At 65.3% G+C, this 16,912-nt stretch carries 19 protein-coding genes; 9 read left to right on the top strand and 10 right to left on the bottom strand.

All coding sequences use genetic code 11. The features are described 5' to 3' along the window. The first annotated feature begins 37 nt into the window (after positions 1 to 37). Both AC20117_RS03515 and AC20117_RS23215 read left to right on the top strand, forming a co-directional pair. Positions 38 to 1,354 (top strand): pyridoxal phosphate-dependent aminotransferase, encoded by a 1,317-nt coding sequence (locus tag AC20117_RS03515; RefSeq protein WP_083339748.1) that lies wholly within the window; start codon positions 38 to 40, stop codon positions 1,352 to 1,354. A gap of 142 nt (positions 1,355 to 1,496) precedes the next feature. Continuing rightward, a complete protein-coding gene (locus AC20117_RS23215; protein ID WP_158300428.1) occupies positions 1,497 to 1,835 on the top strand; it encodes a GNAT family N-acetyltransferase in 339 nt (112 codons plus the stop codon). 51 nt (positions 1,836 to 1,886) lie between these two features. Here the strand turns inward: AC20117_RS23215 and AC20117_RS03525 are convergent, their stop codons facing one another. Beyond that, a complete protein-coding gene (locus AC20117_RS03525; RefSeq protein ID WP_074700964.1) occupies positions 1,887 to 2,903 on the bottom strand; it encodes a magnesium and cobalt transport protein CorA in 1,017 nt (338 codons plus the stop codon). A 195-nt stretch (positions 2,904 to 3,098) separates the two neighbouring features. Here AC20117_RS03525 and AC20117_RS03530 point away from each other — a divergent pair, with 195 nt between their 5' ends. Both AC20117_RS03530 and AC20117_RS03535 read left to right on the top strand, forming a co-directional pair. After that, positions 3,099 to 3,344 (top strand): hypothetical protein, encoded by a 246-nt coding sequence (locus tag AC20117_RS03530; RefSeq protein ID WP_074700963.1) that lies wholly within the window; start codon positions 3,099 to 3,101, stop codon positions 3,342 to 3,344. Positions 3,345 to 3,353: 9 nt separating this feature from the next. Beyond that, complete coding sequence (locus AC20117_RS03535) at positions 3,354 to 3,731, top strand: glyoxalase superfamily protein (RefSeq protein WP_074700962.1); 378 nt, start codon at positions 3,354 to 3,356, stop codon at positions 3,729 to 3,731. A gap of 21 nt (positions 3,732 to 3,752) precedes the next feature. Here AC20117_RS03535 and AC20117_RS03540 read toward each other — a convergent pair whose 3' ends face one another. Continuing rightward, complete coding sequence (locus tag AC20117_RS03540; protein ID WP_074700961.1) at positions 3,753 to 4,103, bottom strand: DUF1801 domain-containing protein; 351 nt, start codon at positions 4,101 to 4,103, stop codon at positions 3,753 to 3,755. Between the two features lie 384 nt (positions 4,104 to 4,487). Here AC20117_RS03540 and AC20117_RS03545 point away from each other — a divergent pair, with 384 nt between their 5' ends. Continuing rightward, the gene (locus AC20117_RS03545) at positions 4,488 to 4,718 is read left to right on the top strand and encodes a hypothetical protein (RefSeq protein WP_074700960.1); all 231 of its coding nucleotides are present in this window, start codon (positions 4,488 to 4,490) and stop codon (positions 4,716 to 4,718) included. A 137-nt stretch (positions 4,719 to 4,855) separates the two neighbouring features. On the opposite strand, the gene AC20117_RS03550 is transcribed toward AC20117_RS03545, so the two are convergent. Both AC20117_RS03550 and AC20117_RS03555 read right to left on the bottom strand, forming a co-directional pair. Beyond that, positions 4,856 to 6,202 (bottom strand): MFS transporter, encoded by a 1,347-nt coding sequence (locus tag AC20117_RS03550; protein ID WP_083339746.1) that lies wholly within the window; start codon positions 6,200 to 6,202, stop codon positions 4,856 to 4,858. Positions 6,203 to 6,246: 44 nt separating this feature from the next. Then, the gene (locus AC20117_RS03555) at positions 6,247 to 7,545 is read right to left on the bottom strand and encodes a M20 metallopeptidase family protein (RefSeq protein WP_074700959.1); all 1,299 of its coding nucleotides are present in this window, start codon (positions 7,543 to 7,545) and stop codon (positions 6,247 to 6,249) included. 122 nt (positions 7,546 to 7,667) lie between these two features. On the opposite strand from AC20117_RS03555, the gene AC20117_RS03560 reads away from it, so the two are divergent. Continuing rightward, the gene (locus tag AC20117_RS03560; RefSeq protein ID WP_101632520.1) at positions 7,668 to 8,675 is read left to right on the top strand and encodes an Lrp/AsnC family transcriptional regulator; all 1,008 of its coding nucleotides are present in this window, start codon (positions 7,668 to 7,670) and stop codon (positions 8,673 to 8,675) included. A gap of 45 nt (positions 8,676 to 8,720) precedes the next feature. Here the strand turns inward: AC20117_RS03560 and AC20117_RS03565 are convergent, their stop codons facing one another. Both AC20117_RS03565 and AC20117_RS03570 read right to left on the bottom strand, forming a co-directional pair. Further along, a complete protein-coding gene (locus tag AC20117_RS03565) occupies positions 8,721 to 9,749 on the bottom strand; it encodes an NAD(P)H-dependent flavin oxidoreductase (RefSeq protein ID WP_074700958.1) in 1,029 nt (342 codons plus the stop codon). A gap of 13 nt (positions 9,750 to 9,762) precedes the next feature. Then, positions 9,763 to 10,680: an NAD(P)/FAD-dependent oxidoreductase gene (locus tag AC20117_RS03570; protein ID WP_074700957.1), complete on the bottom strand. Its 918-nt coding sequence runs from the start codon at positions 10,678 to 10,680 to the stop codon at positions 9,763 to 9,765. Positions 10,681 to 10,816: 136 nt separating this feature from the next. Between AC20117_RS03570 and AC20117_RS03575 the strand changes: the two genes are divergently transcribed. Further along, on the top strand, positions 10,817 to 11,116 hold the full coding sequence (locus AC20117_RS03575) for an acylphosphatase (protein WP_074703245.1): 300 nt from the start codon (positions 10,817 to 10,819) through the stop codon (positions 11,114 to 11,116). A gap of 31 nt (positions 11,117 to 11,147) precedes the next feature. On the opposite strand, the gene AC20117_RS03580 is transcribed toward AC20117_RS03575, so the two are convergent. After that, positions 11,148 to 12,275, bottom strand: coding sequence for an HNH endonuclease family protein (locus AC20117_RS03580; RefSeq protein ID WP_236777428.1), 1,128 nt, complete (start codon positions 12,273 to 12,275; stop codon positions 11,148 to 11,150). Positions 12,276 to 12,520: 245 nt separating this feature from the next. Between AC20117_RS03580 and AC20117_RS03585 the strand changes: the two genes are divergently transcribed. Continuing rightward, positions 12,521 to 13,480, top strand: a complete 960-nt coding sequence (locus AC20117_RS03585) for a diacylglycerol/lipid kinase family protein (protein WP_074700956.1) — start codon at positions 12,521 to 12,523, stop codon at positions 13,478 to 13,480. Here AC20117_RS03585 and AC20117_RS03590 read toward each other — a convergent pair. After that, entirely contained in the window at positions 13,477 to 14,115 is a 639-nt protein-coding gene (locus AC20117_RS03590; RefSeq protein WP_083339745.1) for a TetR/AcrR family transcriptional regulator, read from the bottom strand. The two genes, AC20117_RS03585 and AC20117_RS03590, sit on opposite strands and share 4 nt — an antisense overlap. 379 nt (positions 14,116 to 14,494) lie before the next feature. Between AC20117_RS03590 and AC20117_RS03595 the strand changes: the two genes are divergently transcribed. Further along, positions 14,495 to 14,743: an SCO4226 family nickel-binding protein gene (locus tag AC20117_RS03595; protein WP_074700955.1), complete on the top strand. Its 249-nt coding sequence runs from the start codon at positions 14,495 to 14,497 to the stop codon at positions 14,741 to 14,743. A gap of 86 nt (positions 14,744 to 14,829) precedes the next feature. Here the strand turns inward: AC20117_RS03595 and AC20117_RS03600 are convergent, their stop codons facing one another. After that, positions 14,830 to 15,219 carry a universal stress protein gene (locus AC20117_RS03600; protein WP_074700954.1) on the bottom strand — a complete coding sequence of 130 codons (390 nt, stop codon included), beginning with the start codon at positions 15,217 to 15,219 and terminating at the stop codon, positions 14,830 to 14,832. Continuing rightward, positions 15,216 to 16,907, bottom strand: a complete 1,692-nt coding sequence (locus AC20117_RS03605) for a tripartite tricarboxylate transporter permease (protein WP_418202252.1) — start codon at positions 16,905 to 16,907, stop codon at positions 15,216 to 15,218. The genes AC20117_RS03600 and AC20117_RS03605 overlap by 4 nt, the downstream gene beginning before the upstream one ends. Between the last annotated feature and the right edge of the window lie 5 nt (positions 16,908 to 16,912).

The following is a 16,912-nucleotide window of genomic DNA, read 5'->3' on the forward strand; positions in this document are numbered from 1 at the left end:
TCATAGGACGTTTGCGCGCGATATGAAAACATGGACTATGCGTCCAATGCAACACTCCAGCAAGCTCCAGAACGTCCGGTATGAATTGCGCGGGCCCATCCTGCATGCGGCCAAGAAGATGGAAGCCGAAGGGCAGCGTATTCTGCGCATGAACCTTGGTGACCCTGCGCCGTTCGGACTGGAAGCGCCGGAGTCGATTGTCGTGGACATGATCCACCATTTGCGCGAGGCCCAGGGCTACAGCGATTCCAAGGGCATCTTTTCCGCCCGCACGGCCATCTCGCAGTACTACCAGACCAAGGGCCTGATGCAGATCGGTGTCGAGGACATCTTCATCGGCAATGGCGTCAGCGAACTGATCTCCATGACGTTGCAGGCTTTCCTGGAAAACGGGGACGAGATCCTCATTCCCGCCCCGGACTACCCGCTCTGGACGGCGTCGGTCACTCTCAGCGGCGGCGAAGCCGTGCACTACCTCTGCGATGAGGACAACAACTGGTGGCCGGATATGGCGGACCTGGAAGCGAAGATCACGGAGCGCACGCGCGGCATCGTCATCATCAATCCGAACAACCCCACGGGTGCCGTCTACCCGCAGCACATTATGGAGCAGTTCGTCGAGCTGGCGCGGAAGTACGACCTGGTGCTTTTCTCGGACGAGATCTACGAAAAAATCACCTACGAAGACGCGGTCCACATCCATACGGCTTCGGTGGCCGACGACGTTCCCGTCCTGACCTTCAGCGGCCTGTCCAAGGCGTACCGGATGCCCGGCTACCGTGCCGGCTGGGTGGCCATCACCGGCCCGCGCGCTGCCACTGCCGCCTACCGCGAGTCACTGGAACTGCTGGCGTCGTTACGGCTGTGCTCCAACGTTCCCGCCCAGCACGCCATCCAGACTTCACTCGGCGGCTACCAAAGCATTAACGATCTGGTGCGGACCGGCGGGCGGCTGCGTGAGCAGCGGGACCGGGCCTGCGAGCTGCTCAACGCGATCCCCGGCGTGAGCTGCGTTCCCGCCGCCGGAGCGATGTACCTCTTCCCCAAGCTGGATCCGGAAATCTACCCCTTCGGCAGTGACGAGCAGTTCGTCCTGGACCTGCTGGAGGAACAGAAGATCCTGGTTTCGCACGGCACCGCCTTCCACTGGCCCACCCCGGACCATTTCCGGTTCGTCATCCTGCCCTCGGTGAATGAAATCGAAGAAGCGGTGCGCCGCATTTCCTCGTTCCTGGCCCTCTACCGCAAGAAGGCGGCGGCCGCTGCACAGACCGCTACGGCGCAGCTGTCCTTGTCGGCCATCGCGCAGTCACAGGCCCAGGCGGAGGCGGCCACCACCAAACGCCCGGCGTAGCAAGTGGACGCTGCGCACCTATCCGAGGCGACTAGGCGCCGTACGCTTCCCCCAAGATGCAACTGGTAGGCTTCGGCTCACAACCAATTGTGCCTTGGGGGAAATGTGCGCAGCAGTTTTGTACTGGCCCCAACCTCTACTCATGGAGGCAATGATGCCCGTTGTCCGTCATAATCCCGCCGCGTCGCAGTTCGACATCTATGACAACGGCGTGGTGGCCGGCTACCTCAGGTACCGCATGGAGGGCAGCGAGATCTGGTTCCTGACGACAACGATCATGCCGCGGTACCAGGGCAAGGACTTCGAGACCGAACTCATCCGCAGCGTGCTGGACGATGCTCATCACCGCCGGCTGGGCGTGCTCCCGTTCTGTCCCGAGGTACGCAAGTTCATTGCGGGCAATCCCCAGTACCTCCAGCTGGTTCCGCCAGCCCAGTTGGGCAGCTTCAAACTCGGACCCGCCGGCGCGCCAACAGTGTAGGTACAGCCACGCCCCGGCAGCTCAAAGCAGTTCGGAGCAGTTCAGCGCGGCTCAGAGCCACTTCAAACGCTTGAACACAAAATAAAGCCCGACGCCGATACCCACCATGAGCGCCAGCGCGAACGGATAGCCGAAAGCCCATGCCAGCTCCGGCATGTAGTCAAAGTTCATGCCATAGACGGCACCCACCAGGGTCGGGGCGAACAGGATGGCGGCCCAGGAGGAGATCCGCTTGACCTCCTCGTTCTGCGCGAGGCTGGTTTCGGTCAGCCGGGTCATCTCCTCGTTCTGCCGCTGCGCCACGAGCGTGGAATGAACGCTCAGGGCATTCTGGAGCAGGGCACGGAAGGCGTTGACGCGGTCAACCACGCGGATGACATGGTCATGGACGTCGCGCAGCCGCTGTTGCAGCTCGAGCTCCACGTCGTACTTGTCGGATCCGCGTTCCAGCGACTCGAGCATCTGGTCCAGCGGCTGGGTGGCCCGCTGGAATTCGATTACTTCGCGGTGCAGTTCGTAGATCCGCCGTGAAACGTCAGGATTTCCGCCGAAGAGGTCGTCTTCGATTTCGTCGATGTCGTTTTCCAGGCCGGCCACCACTGGGGCGTATTCATCCACAACCTGGTCCAGGATCGCGTACAAAACTGCCTGCGTGCCCTTGGCGAGAAGTTCCGGGCTGGCCTCCATCCGCCGTCGTACTTTGGCCAGTCCCGGTGATTCCGCGTGCCGGACGGTGACCACAAAGTCCGGGCCCACGAAGATGTGCAGCTCGCCGAACTCCACCTTCTCCACGTCGTCGAGGTAGCGGGCCGGGCGGAGCACCATAAAGAGGGTGGTGCCGTAGCGTTCCAGCTTGGCGCGCTGGTGCCCGGACAGCGCGTCCTCCACGGACAGCTCGTGCAGCTCGAACTCGCGGGCAACGGTGCGGACATCCTCGGCATTGGGCCGGTACAGGCCGATCCAGGCCATGCCCTGGTGCTCCCTCAGCAGTTCGAAAGTCTCGTCCAGACTTTCCGGACTCGCCATGCGGTGGCCGTCCACATATACCGCGTTGTCCACCAGTGACATCCGCTGTCCCTTCTTCAGGTGCCTTGTCGCCGCATGGCGGCTGGAACCATGCCAATCTACCGCGTCGGCGCCCGGGCCAAGACATCAGGTGATAGGTGAACTCCAGATGAATTCCTGGCCGTGCCCATAGCGCCGCAGCTGTCTGCTCAGCGAAGGTGGGAACGGCAAGCACGTCCAACCTGCACGGAGGCAACAATGGATTCGACCCGCGCTGAAGACTGGGACCTGCTCCCCGGAACCCTTGTGGAAGTCCGCCTGCGCGGCTCTACGGTGCGTACGGGCAGAGTGGACGCGGTCTCGCTCAAGGCCGAAGTCCTGTGGCTGGCCAATGACGGGGCGCATCCCCGGCAGCTCTTCGAGAAGGCCGAAGGATACGAAGTTTGGCTTTGCGGCGCGGATGAAGACGACACCGGTCTTCCGGAGCGCGAGCTGGCGGTCTAGCGTAGTCCCATGGACTGGAAACTTGAGCTAGTTGCCGTACCCGTCAGCGACGTTGACCGGGCCAAGAAGTTCTATGTTGACCAGGTCGGTTTCAACGCCGACCACGATCACCGGGTCAGCGAAGACCTGCGTTTCGTCCAGCTCACGCCGAAGGGCTCGGCCTGCTCCATCGTGCTGGGAACCGGCATCACGGACATGGCCCCGGGTTCGCAGAAGGGGCTGCAGATCGTGGTCGACGACGCCGCAGCCGCCCGGGATGAACTGCGCGGACGCGGGGTCGAGACGAGCGACGTGGACGTGCAGCCGTGGGGCCACTTCGTCTACTTCAGTGATCCGGACGGCAACACCTGGGCGCTGCAGCAGATGCCGCCGCGGGACCGGGCGTAGGAGTACGACGGCGGGACTCGGCTAGGATTCTTGCTCCAGCTCCCGCGCCTGCCGCAGCCAGTCCGCGAACAGTTGCTCGTCCACATATTGCTCGGAGGCGAGCTTCACGGACGCCATCCGCCGGGAGCCTGCCTCGAGCTTGCCTGACGGATCCTTGATCTGCTGGCCCTTCCAGAGCCCGAAGGTCACGTACTTCGAATAGGCCTTGAGCAGCGCAACCGGTTCACCGTCCAGGAACCACACCGGGTGGCCGTGCCACATCCGGGACTCCGCCTCCGGCAGGCCCGCATCGATGACCCTGCGGGCCTTGGCCGCAGCTTCCTTCAGTCCCTCGTCCAAGGCACCGATGTACTCGTCGATGGTGTCCGCCACTTCGATCCCCGCTGTTCTGCCCGGAGCGGTCCGGCCCGTGCCGGCTGTTCGGATACAGACTCGTACCCGTGCCGGCAGCTGTCAAGGACACGGCATCCAGCCCGACGAAGAAAAAGGAAAAGAAAAAGTGCAGCAGCGGGAATAACACCCGCCCGGCCCTCGTTGTCAAATATTGAGACTGCAAATCGGTCCCGTGAGTACAGCCTTGTACTGGCAGAGTTTCTGCGGTGAATGTCATTCCCGCACTTTGCCGCGGCTTTCCTCGAGACCGGCCGGTTTGCCTGCTTGTTGCGCTACCCCCACTTAGCCGGGGCCCGGTGTCCTTTGTGACGCGGCCGGTCTCTGCTGTTGCTGCCCTATTTACCGATCGATACAGGAGGTCTTATGACACTACCGACAATTACTGCCACCCCGACCCGCATCCGGAATCTCGGAGCGCTGCGCCGCGGCGACGCCGTTGAAGCAAGGATCGAGAACGACGTTCAGTACCGCGGCCGAGTTGTCCGCACCGCACCCGGCGTCGGCCTGGTGTGGATCCGTGAGGACGAGGGCGGCGACCGCCGCACGGTCAGCCAGTCCGATTATTCAATTTGGCGGGTTCCCGAGGTCGCATAGGCGCGGCTTCTCCCCGTAGAAGATGGTCCCGGTGGCCGGCTGTCGAAGCAGCCGGCCACCGGGACCTTTGTTGTATCGGCAGTTGTATCAGCCGCAGCGGGCAGACAGCCGGCTTGGCGACGGCCTGCCCGAACCTGCTAGCGCGCCGGAACCGCTATCGGCTCCTCGCGCAGGTCCTTGCCCTTGGTCTCCGGGATGGTGAAGATGAACGCGACGCTGACCAGCAGCAGGGTCACGGTGTAGAACGCGAAGGCGTTGGGGCCGGCGTTGGCGGTCAGCCAGCTGTTCAGGTACGGGGCGGTACCGCCGAACAGTGCCACGCAGATGGAGTACGGCACACCGACGCCGATGGTGCGGATGCTGGTGGGGAACAGTTCGGCGTAGACGGCCGGGACAATGGCGGCGCTGGCCGCGATGAAGATCAGCATGACGGACATGGACACCACGAGCTGCCACGGTGAGTCCTGCAGCAGCCAGGTCATCGGGAAATGCATGGTCGCGGCTCCGATGGAGCTGATCCACAGCACCGGCTTCCGGCCGATCTTGTCGGAGACCTTGCCCCAGATGGGCAGCGCGATCAGGAACACAATGTTGGCGATGACGCCGGACCACAAGGCTGCGCCGCGGTCCATGCCCAGGCTGGTCGAGGCGTAGGTCGGCGCCACAATGCCCCAGGTGTAGTAGACAACGGTCAGGCCCACGGTCAGCCCGATGACCTGCAGCGCCTGCTTGCGGTAGCGGATGATCTGCGGCCACATCGGCTCTCGCTTCTCCTGCGTGGTCTCCTGCTCGAAGAGGTCGGTTTCCTTCATCCGGGTCCGCATGACCAGGCCGTAGAGACCGAGTGCGGCGCCCAGCAGGAACGGGATTCGCCAGCCCCAGGCGAGCATCTGCTCGCTGCTGAGGACAAGGGTCAGCACCGCACCGAGCAGGATGCCGAAGAGGGTGCCCACCGTGCCGGAGGTGTAGATCAGGGTGGCCCAGAAGCCGCGCTTTTCCTTGGGCGCCATCTCGGAGAGATAGGTCTGTGAGGAGGGCAGCTCGCCGCCATGCGCCAGGCCCTGGATCAGCCTCGCGACCAGCAGGGTCACGGACGCGAGGGCGCCCATCGCCGCGTATGTCGGAGCGATGCCGATCAGCAAGCTGCCCACCGATGCCAAGGCCACTGCCAGCGTCATCGAGTACTTGCGGCCGATCCGGTCTCCTAACCAGCCGAAGACGAACCCGCCCAGCGGCCGGGCGAGGAAGCCCACGGCGAAGATCGCCAGGGTCGCCAGTACGGCTGAGGCCGGATCCTCGTTGTTGAAGAGCTGCCCGGCGAAGAACGGGGCGAAGGTAGCGTAGACGGCCCAGTCGTACCATTCGATGGCGTTGCCGACGCCGGTGCCGAGGAGGGTCCGGCGCGCACTGACCACCGGCTGCGGCGGCAGGTGCTTGGCCGGGTGCCCGGGATGGGCCGGGTTGGTTTTCTCGTTCGTTGTCATGGGTGGCTCCTGGGGAAGGACGGTCGGGAAGGGTTCTTGGTTTGTCAGCGGGTCCGGCCGGCGGCGAGCTCGGCAATCCGGGTCAGCGCCAGTTCGGCGTAAAGGGCGGTTCCGTCCGCCAGCACGTTGTCGTCGAAGGTGGCGAACGGCGAGTGGTTGAAGGGTGCGGTGCGATGGTCTGCGCCGGGGGCTGCAGCCGAGAGGCAGATGAAACTGCCCGGCACCTCGGCCAGCACCCGGGAGAAGTCCTCGGAACCGCCCAGCGGCTGGGCCATCCGCGAGTACCGCTCGCCGCCGAAGAGCGAGGTGATGATGCGTTCGGCGTGGTGCGTCTCGTCCACATCCGTGACTGTCAGCGGGTATTCGGCCTGGTAGTCCACGGTGACGGCGAGTCCGTGCGCTGCGGCAATGCCCTCCAGCAGCTGCGGAACCGCCGTCATCATTTTCTCCCGCGAGGCCTCCGAGAAGGTCCGCACCGTGGCCTCGAAGCGGGCGTTTTCCGGGATGACGTTCCGTTTGGTGCCGGCCTGCAGCAACCCGACGGTGAGCACTACCGGGTCGAACATGTTGAACTGGCGGGTGATCATGACCTGCAGGGCAGTGACCATTTCGGAGACCGCGGTGACCGGATCCTTTGCACTGTGCGGGGCGGAACCATGTCCGCCGGCACCGTGCACTGTCACGAAGAGCCCGTCCGAGGCCGACATCAGGATGTCCGGCTTGGTGAAAAACCGGGCGTTGGGCTCCAGTCCGGCCATCACATGCATTCCGAAAGCTGCGTCGGGACGTTTGCCGGCTGCATCCAGCACGCCTTCGCGGATCATGACGCCTGCGCCGTCGCAGCCCTCTTCCCCCGGCTGGAACATAAGCACGACGTCGCCGGCCAGCTGGTGCCGGCGCTCGGCGAGGAGGGTGGCGGCGCCGGCGAGCATTGCGGTGTGCAGGTCGTGGCCGCAGGCATGCATGGCGCCGTCGATGCGGGAGCTGTAGTCCACACCGGTGGCTTCCTGGACGGGCAGGCCATCCATGTCGCCGCGCAGCAGCACCACCGGACGGTCAGCGGCTGCAGAACTTCCGGTAGCGGCGGAGGCAGCGGCGTCGATCGTAGCGGCGTCGTCGTTCCTTGCGGCGGGCTGGTCCAGGCCTGCAGTGCCGCGGAGAACCGCGGTCACGGACGTGGTGTCCTGGCCGAGCGTGATTTCAAACGGCAGGCCATCGAGGGCTTCCAGCACCTTCTCCTGCGTCCGGGGCAGGTCCAGTCCGATCTCCGGCTCCTGGTGCAACCGGTGGCGCAGCCGGACAATTTCATCCTGCAGCTGACGGGCATCCGCTGTGACGGTCATGGGTAGACTCCTGACAAAAAGACGTTCCAACCATTATTCAGTGATTGGACTCACAATGGCCTAAAATCCAAGAAAACAACATCAAAACTGTCCGATTCTGAAGAAACGATCACGTCCGACCCATGGATCTCAGCGACGACGACAGAGCGCTCATCAATCTCCTGCAATTGGCACCGCGGATCAGCTGGACCGACGCCGCAGCCGTCCTGGACCGCCACCCCGGCACACTGGCGGCGCATTGGCAGCGGTTGCGGGCCGGGGGGCTGGCCTGGATCACCGCGCATTTGCTGGGCGATCCGGATGAAATGACGCTCAGTTTTGTGGACGCCGACTGCGAGTTGAGCCGGCGGCAGGAAGTCGAGGACGCGCTTTGCGCCATCCCGGAAGTTGTCTCGCTGGAAGAATCCGCCCGGAACCGGGATCTTGTTTTGACCGTGGTGACGCCAAGTTGGGCGGCGTTCACCCGTACCGTGCTGCCCCAACTGGCACAGATACCCGGTCTGGTCCGCTACCAAAGCGGAGTCTGCACCACCCTGCACACCGGCGCCGACTCCTGGGAGCTGGACGCCCTCAGCCCGCAGCAGCGCGCCCGCTTCCGGAAACTCCAGCCGCCTCCGGCGGGCACCTCCGCGGGGCCGCCGCCGTCGTCGTACTGGCCTATTGTCCAGGAGCTGAGCCGCAACGGCCGAGCCACCGCAACGGAGATCGCGCAGGCTACCGGGCTGCATCCGGTCACCGCGCGCCGCCAGCTCAACCGGGTGCTTGAGTCCGGCACGCTGGCCTTCCGCTGCGAGGTGGCACAGGATTACTCCGGCTTCCCGGTCAGCTGCCAATGGTTCGTGGACGTACCTCCGGACCAGCGGCTCCGGGCCGCGGCCGTGCTGCGGCAAATCGGGCAGCTGAGACTGTGCGCTTCCACCACCGGAACCAGTAACTTCACCTTCATCATGTGGCTGCGCTCGGCCTCCGATGTCACGGACGTCGAAGCGGCTTTCCTGGCCGCTGTGCCGGGAGCGCGGATTGTGGAGAGTTCGCTGACCGTCAAGTTCGTCAAGCGTGTGGGCTGGATGCTCAATACGGACACCACGGCGACGGGAGAAGTGGTAGTGCCACGCCCGCCGGCTGGTTAAGTTGGGCGACTGGCCAGGACGTTGGCTGGCCAGCTGCCATCCAGCTCAGGCCACCCGGCCGAGCCGCCGGGCCACGTCCGCAGCAGGTTCCGCCGTCGCGTCCGGAAAGCCGACGCCGGCCCACAGCGACATCAGCTGCGGATCCTGCGCCTCGGCCGCCGCGGCCCGGACGGCCCGGGTGAGCTGGTTGACCTGCGGGTAGACCGCCGGGGCGTACTTGCTGAACCCGCGGATGAAGTCATTCTCCAGCCCGCGGGCCAGCCGTCCGGAGAAGGCCCGGGTGAGTGCGGTTGAGCTGAAGCGGGCGTCGATCAGGGCGTCCTTGTAGAACTTGGCGGCGCCGGATTCCGGGGTGCGCAGGAATGCCGTGCCGGCCTGCGCCGCCACCGCCCCCAGTTCCAGCGCCCGCCCCGTCTGGGCCGGGGAACTGATTCCGCCGGCCGCCACCAGGGGAAGGCCGACGGCGGCACGCACCTCGGGCAGCAGCGTTTCCAGGGTCTGGTCATTGGGCTCGGCCCGTACGCTGAACGTCGACCGGTGTCCGCCCGCTTCCGCGGACTGGACCACCAGTACGTCGCAGCCGAGCGCCTCGGCCGCGCGGGCGTCCTGGGCGCTGGTCACCATGGCCCACACCGAAATGTCCGCCCGGTGCAGTTTGGCGACGGTCTCTTCCTCCGGCAGCCCGAAGGTGAACGAGACGACCGCCGGCCGGGCTTCAAGCAACAGCTCCAGTTTGCCGGCGTAGTCGTCGGTGTCCTGCCAGTCCGGCTCCGGGACTGCGGTCTCCAGGAACTCGGCGAGCCGGCGCCGGTAGGCCTCGACGGCTTCGACGTCTTCGGTGGCCGGTTTCCCGGCGGTGTTCGCGGGCACGAAGAGGTTGACCCCGAACGGCTTGTCCGTCAGCGCGCGCAGGTGCGCGATTTCCTCGGTAACCTTGCCCCGCGCTTTCAGTGCCCCGGCCAGGAAACCCAGCCCGCCGGCGTCGTTCACTGCCGCGGCCAGCGCAGGGGTGGACGGCCCTCCCGCCATCGGGGCGGCGACGACGGGCAGTTCAAGTTCGGCTGGAGTCCACATAACCGAAGACTACCTAACCCCCGGCTGCCGCCACATCTTCGCGGACTAGTTCGGCGTTCACCGAGACTGCCACCCGGTAGGCATCCCCCGCGGCGGCGATGAGCTGGGCGGACGGATCGTTCGCGTTTCCCACCGCCCAAACCCCCTCGATGTCCGTCTTGCCGATTCTGTCGGTGGTGATGCAGCCGTCCTCCGCGCGGCCGCAGCCCAGCGACGACACGATCGCGGCATCGACCGCGGCTTCAGGTTCAACGAACAGGGCCTGGCAGTCGACACGCTGCCCGTCCGCCAGTTCAAGCGCGGCCAGGGCATCGCCTTCAACGACCAGCTTCTTCACCTCGCCCGGCACAATCGCCACGTCCCGGGCAGCAAGCCGCCGGCGCTGGGCGTCATCCGGCTCCCCCGAGATGTGCGTGAACAGCGTGACGTGCGGTGACCATTGGCGGACCAGCAGGGCCTGTTCCAAGGAGGTATCGCCCGTGGCGAGTACCCCGAGTTTGCGGTCGCGGACCTCCCACCCGTGGCAGTAGGGGCACTGCAGGAGGTCCTTGCCCCAGCGCTCGCCGGCGCCGGCCAGCTCCGGGAGCACGTCGCGCAGCCCGGTGGCCAGAATGAGATGCCGCCCGCCCACCTGGCTGCCGTCGTCGAGCACCGCGGAGCGGGCTTCGGTAATGTCCACCACGGTTGCTTTAATCAGGTCAACGCCGTAACCGCGGACTTCTTCGCGCGCCAGCCGGAGCAGCTCCGCCGGGGTGGTCCCGTCCCGGGTGAGAAAACCGTGGGCGTGGGAGGCCAGCTGGTTGCGCGGAGTGCCGGAATCCACCACGGCTACCCTGCGCCGCGCGCGGCCGAGCACCAGCGCTGCGCTGAGGCCGGCGACACCACCGCCGATGATGACGACGTCGTAGTCCTGTTTCTGTGCGGAGGTCATGGACCAGTTTTACCGTTCCGGCCGTGGGCTGGGACAGTGCTTTGAGCGAATCGGACAGAATTCCGTGCGGCCGGCGATACCGGCCTTCTTCGGGCCAGCCCTCGACCATCCGGCTCGGGCTGGCTACGTTGGATGCATGGCTATTGATGACGAGGTACAACAGAACCGGACCCGGCTTCTGGCCATTGTGAGCGGGCAGGTCCAGGGGGTGGGCTTCCGCTATTGGGCGCGGGAACAGGCCGAGCAGCTATACCTGCACGGTGCCGCCATGAACCAGCCCGACGGCACCGTCAAGATCGTCGCCGAGGGCCCGAAGGCAGCGGTCGAGGATCTACTCGCGCGGCTGGATTCGGGCAACACGCCCGGGCAGGTCCGGAGTATCGACGCCACATACTCGCGGGCCACCGGAGAATTCACGCGCTTCGGGGTGGGTTAGCATCACCATCCGCTGACGCTGACGTTTACGATTACGGCAGGCTCACGCAGGCCAGCAGGTCGCCGTCGGCGTCCAATCCACCGATGTCCCCCATCGTCGGGTGGTAGTACTCGAACCAGGTTTGGGCTTCGGCGTGCGTGCCGAAGTCCGAACAGTTCACGCTCCGCGCAGGCGCCGGCTGCGGGCCGGCTCCTGCCGGGGCATTGTCCGCTTCCGGCGCGGGCGTCCCTGTGGGTGCCTTGGCCGCTGGAGCCTTAGCCGCTGGCGCTGTGGCCGCCGGCGCCTCCGCTTCGGCCAAGGGTTCCTCCACGAGGGTTGAACCGGCAGCAGCCTCGTCCGGACAATCGGCCAGGATCCGTTCCATCGCATCGTGCTCTGCCAGCGTCACCCACAGCGAGTAGGCGGCCTTGACCGAGATCTGACGGGAGACGTACGCGCACCGGAAGGACTTGTTCTGCGGCAGCCAGGTGGCGCCGTCGCCGTCGGACTTCTGGCTGTTCATCCGCTGCGTGGTCGCCAGCAGATTCAGCGGATCGTTCGCCAGCAAAGTGCGCTGCTCAAGCGTCAACTGCTGCGCGCCCTTCTGCCAGGCATCACTGAGGGCCACCACGTGGTCCACGGGCACCAGCGCGCTGGTCTCCTGGCCGCGGGTGAATTCGACCGTCCGCCCCGAGTACGGGTCCTGCAGCACGCCGCTGATCACGCGGCAGGATTCGTTACTGCGGAAGGTGGGCGAGTCCACGTCGCGCGCGAGGATGTCGTTCCGGGTATCGCAGCCGTTGCGGTCCACGTCCGCCCATGCCTGCCCGAATTCGTCGCGGTCATACCCGGTCTTCGGTGCGCGGCCCTTGATCGGCAGGGTTTCCAACAGTGCGAGTGCTGCAACATCGGGCTCCTGCCGGTCCAGCGGCTCGGCCGATTCCGGTTCGGGGCTTGGATCCACTGGAGCAGGCGCCTTCGCCGGCGCCGGGTTCCCAGTGGCGGAAGGCTCAACCAACGACGGCGGCGTCGGCACCGCCGCTGCCGGCGTTTGGCTTGGCGCCGGGCTGCTTTGGCCCCTGCTTTCCTCCGCGTCCGCCGACGTTCCGGCGATCAGCCAGAAAACCAGCAGCACAACGATCAGAAAACCGGCCGCAATGAACCGCCGGCGTGGTCTCACGGCCGCTTGCTTCTCCCCCAAGGAACTCTTCCCCCAACTCAAAAGATCTTCTCCTACACAGTACCGCCCGGTTACGACAGTCTGTGGAGACTCAATGCTGGCGGGCCCCCCGGGGCCGCTTTTTTGCTGCCGCACCAGCTCGGCAAGACCCGTCCGGGTCCAATCAGCCGCTGTCCGCCCCAGCACGGCGGACACACGATTAGACTCAGATCAAGCACTGTCAGCACAAAAACCTGAGGACGCACATGACCGAGCCATCGAACACGTCCCGGCGCGCCGCCGTCGTGCTTAATCCCATCAAGCCGACAACCGTGGACATCCGGGACCTGGTATCAAAAATCAGTGCTGACGAGGGGTGGGACGAACCGCTCGTGCTGGAAACCACCAAGGAAGACCCGGGCCACGGCATGGCGCAGCAGGCTTTGGACGAGGACGTGGACCTGGTGATCGCCGCCGGTGGCGACGGAACCGTGCGCTGCGTCGCCGAAGAACTGGCCGGCACGAATACGCCGCTGGGACTGCTACCGCTGGGAACCGGCAACCTGCTGGCCCGCAACCTGGATCTTGACGTCGATGATCCCGAAGGCTCCGTCCGGGTCGCCCTGACCGGCACGGAACGCCGTCTTGACGTCGTCCATGTTACGGTCGACCGCGCCATGGAGGCACATGTTTTCCTGGTCATGGCGGGCCTGGGCTTCGATGCGGCGATGATGGGCGATACGCGGGACGACCTCAAGGACAAGGTCGGCTGGCTGGCCTATGTCGACGCCGGAATCCGCAATCTGCCCGGCAAGCCGCAGCGGACCAAGATCACTATCGACGGCGGAAAGCCGATCGGCCGCCGGCTGCGCAGTGTCATGGGCGGCAATTGCGGCAAGATCATGGGCGGTCTGGAAATCTTCCCCGGGGCCAAGATCGACGACGGGCTGTTGGAAATCATGACTGTGGCACCGCACGGGACGTTCGGCTGGCTTGGGGTGGTCGCCGGGTTGCTCCGCCGCGGTAAGGGCAAGGACCCTTCGATCGAGTATTTCCAGTGCAAGTCTGCCGTAATTGAGACGCAGGTGCCGCAGGACATTGAGATCGACGGCGACTATCTGGGCAAGGGTACGCACATCGCCATGCGCGTTGAACCCAACTCCCTGCGCGTGCGGATGCCGTACGGCAAAAAGGATCCTGCCATCCTGACCAGCCCGGAGCCCTAAACTTCCTTGCCGGGCTCCGGAGGCGACCGGTGTTCTTCGAGAAGCCGGAGGCCCATCTTCCGCGCCCGGCTGGCCGCCTGCAGGTCCCCCTCGGCCGCCAGGATGATGGAGCCCTTCATCAACAGGTGCCAGGCGTTGGAAAACTCTTCCGTATCGGAGAGACCAGCTTCATCGGCCCACCGCCGCAACTGGCCGCGGATCCTGCCCAGATACTCAACGCAGGCTTGGCCCAGCGGATGGCCTGCACCCATTTCCAACAGCACGTTGACGAAGGAGCAGGCTTCAAAATCGTAGCGCTGGAACCACTCGTCGAAGACGTCGAAAACAGCCAGCAGCCGCTGCTCCGCGGTGTCCCCTCTATGCATGGCTTCCGCCACCACGTAACCCGTGGTCCATACTTGATCCCTGCGTTCCAGGAACGCCAGCCCCAGATCGTCTTTTGAGGCGAAATGGCGGTAAAAGGTAGCTTTGGCTACGCCGGATTCTCGGATCAGCTCATCTACTCCAACGTCCCGGATGCCGCGCGTCGAGAACAGTGCATAGGCGGTTGCGAGGATTCGCTCCTTCGGATCGAGGCGGACGACGGCTGCTGCCGGAGCATCGGCACGGCCATCATCTTCGATCCTCGATGTCATACAACAAATTGTAGCCGGTAGACAGACCTGTCTTTCTTTCCGGCCTGCAATATGAAAGACTAATCTTGCAGCGCGCGGCTTGCCGCCCGAACCCCCAACCGGGCGCCCCGCGTGTAAGCCCTCGGTAGAGACCCCCAACGTCTGCCGAGGGCTCTCTGCTTTAACCGGATGCTTGTCATGCCACGGGCGGGAAGAGGACCATGTAGGTAGGGCTTCCGGGAAAAGTCCTTGCCGAATCCAAGCCGTTCCAGTCGACGCCGGTGAATGAACACGTCAAGCAATCCATCGGCCGCTCTGGAATAACCGGGCTCCAATCCGCCCACTGCAATTGTTCGACGTCGCCAGAAATGGCAACGTCATCAGAAAAAGGAAAGCTGTTATGCCCGAGTTCATGGACGTGCATCACAACATGGTCGGCATCACCGCAGAGGCCCTCAAGGAGGCCCATAACGCGGACCTTGCCATCCAGGATGAAGAAAAAGTGGAATTCAAAAAGGCGTGGGCCGATCCGGAGAGCGGGGTTGTCTACTGCCTATCCGAAGCACCGTCGGCCGAGGCCGTCCAGCGTATCCACGAGCGCGCCGGCCATCCCGCCGACGAAGTGCACGCCGTACCGCTCGTCGTCTGAAGCACGGCACAGAAATAAGCAGAGGAGCCGCTTCCCCACGGGGAACGGCTCCTCTGCTTATTTGCCTCTCTGGCGGGCGGCGCGGCTTACGCCTTGACCGCGAGGACCGGACACTCTGCCTGCAGCAGGATCCGTTGCGCGGTGCTGCCCATGATCAGCTTGCCCACCGGAGTACGCTTGCGCAGACCGATCACGATCAGGTCCGCCCGATGCGTTTCCGCCGCATCGAGCACCTCATCCGCGGCGTCGTTCCCGCCCATGGGCTGAAGCAGGATGTGTTCCACCCCGGAGGCCGCCAGCCGGCTGTCCAGCGCTTGGGCGGCATCGGACTGGACAAACCGCTGGTCCACGAAGACATCCCCGCGGGTCGAGTTCACCACGACCAGCGGCGCCTTGGCGTTGGCGGCTTCCCTGATGGCCCGTTCCAGGGCGGCTTCGCCTTCCGGCGTGGGGATGTAGCCCACCACTATGCTCATGATCGCTCCCGTTCATTGTGGATGTTGTCCGAGCGGTGGCGCCCTGCGGGTTCCGCGGGACCGCCGCCGCTGTTGCCGTCGTGCTCCGGCAGGACATTGTCTTTGTCCTTGTCCTGGCCCGCGTCCTTGCCGCCGTAGGCTTGGCCCTTGGCCACGCCGCCGTCGTCGTTGGTTGCAGCAGTTTCACCCGGAGTTTCCGGGACGTTGCCAAGGAGGACTGAGTCAGGCCGGCGCTTGCGGATGATCTTCAGTGCCAGCGGTGCGAGCAGCACCAGTGCCACGATGATGTAGACAACGACGGCGACCGGCTCGCTCCACAGGCCGGAGATGTCTCCGGCGCTCAGCTGCAGCGTGGTGCGCAGGGACTCCTCCGCGCGCGGGCCGAGGATGAGGCCGATGACCAGGGGCAGCACCGGCAGGCCATAGCGCCGCATGGCGAAGCCGAGCAGACCGAGCAGCAGCAGAATCACCAGGTCGAACGTCTGCAGGTTGACTGCATAGGCGCCCAGGGTGGCGAAGAACAAGATGCCGGCGTAGAGGTACGGACGCGGCAGCTGCAGCAGCTTGGCCCAGACCGGCGCCAGCGGCAGGTTGATCAGCAGCAGCAGGGTGTTGCCGATGAACAGGCTGGCGATCAGCGCCCACACCAGCTGCGGCTCGCTGTCGAAAAGCAGCGGCCCGGGCTGGATGCCGAACTGGATGAAGGCAGCCAGCATGACGGCGGCGGTAGCGTTCGTCGGCAGGCCCAGTGCCAGCATCGGGGTCAGGGTACCGGCGGCCGAGGCATTGTTCGCAGCCTCGGGACCGGCAACGCCCTCGATCGCGCCGTGGCCGAATTCCTCCGGGTGCTTGGACAGCTTCTTCTCCGTCACATAGGAGAGGAACGTGGGAATCTCGGCGCCGCCGGCAGGCAGGGCGCCGAACGGGAAACCGTACGCGGTGCCGCGCAGCCAGGGCTTCCAGGACCGTTTCCAGTCCTGCTTGCCCATCCAGGGCCGGCCCACCGGAATGGTTTGCAGCGGCTTGCGGCGCAGATGCGCGGCGATCCAGAGGGCTTCGCCCACCGCGAAGATCGCGACGGCGACAACCACGATGTCCAGCCCGTCCACCAGCAGCGGCTGGCCGAAGATGAGGCGCTGCTGCCCGGTGACCGGGTCTGCGCCGACCAGGCCGATGGCCAAGCCGATTCCGAGCGCGGAGAAACCGCGCAGCTTGGAACCGCCGAGCACCGCGGTCACAGCGATGAGGGCCAGAACGATGATGGCCAGGTAGCTGGGGTCGCCGAGACTGACGGCGAAGTCAACCACAAACGGCGCGAAGGCCACGAGCAGGGCGGTGCCGATGGTGCCGGCAACGAAGGAGCCGATGGCTGCCGTCGCCAGCGCCTGAGCAGCCCGGCCGGACTTGGCCATCCTGTGGCCTTCGATCGCGGTGATGACCGTGGACGATTCGCCCGGGGTATTCAGCAGGATCGAGGTGGTAGAACCGCCGTACATGCCGCCGTAGTAGATGCCGGCGAACATGATGAACGCACTCGTCGGCTCCAGCGAGTAGGTGACCGGCAGCAGCAGGGCCACGGCCATGGCGGGGCCAATGCCCGGCAGCACGCCGACCGCGGTGCCCAGCAGCACGCCGATGAAGGCGTACAGCAGGTTGATCGGCGTCGCCGCCGTCGAGAATCCCTGCATCAGCA

The organism is Arthrobacter crystallopoietes (genome assembly GCF_002849715.1).
Classification (GTDB): domain Bacteria; phylum Actinomycetota; class Actinomycetes; order Actinomycetales; family Micrococcaceae; genus Crystallibacter; species Crystallibacter crystallopoietes.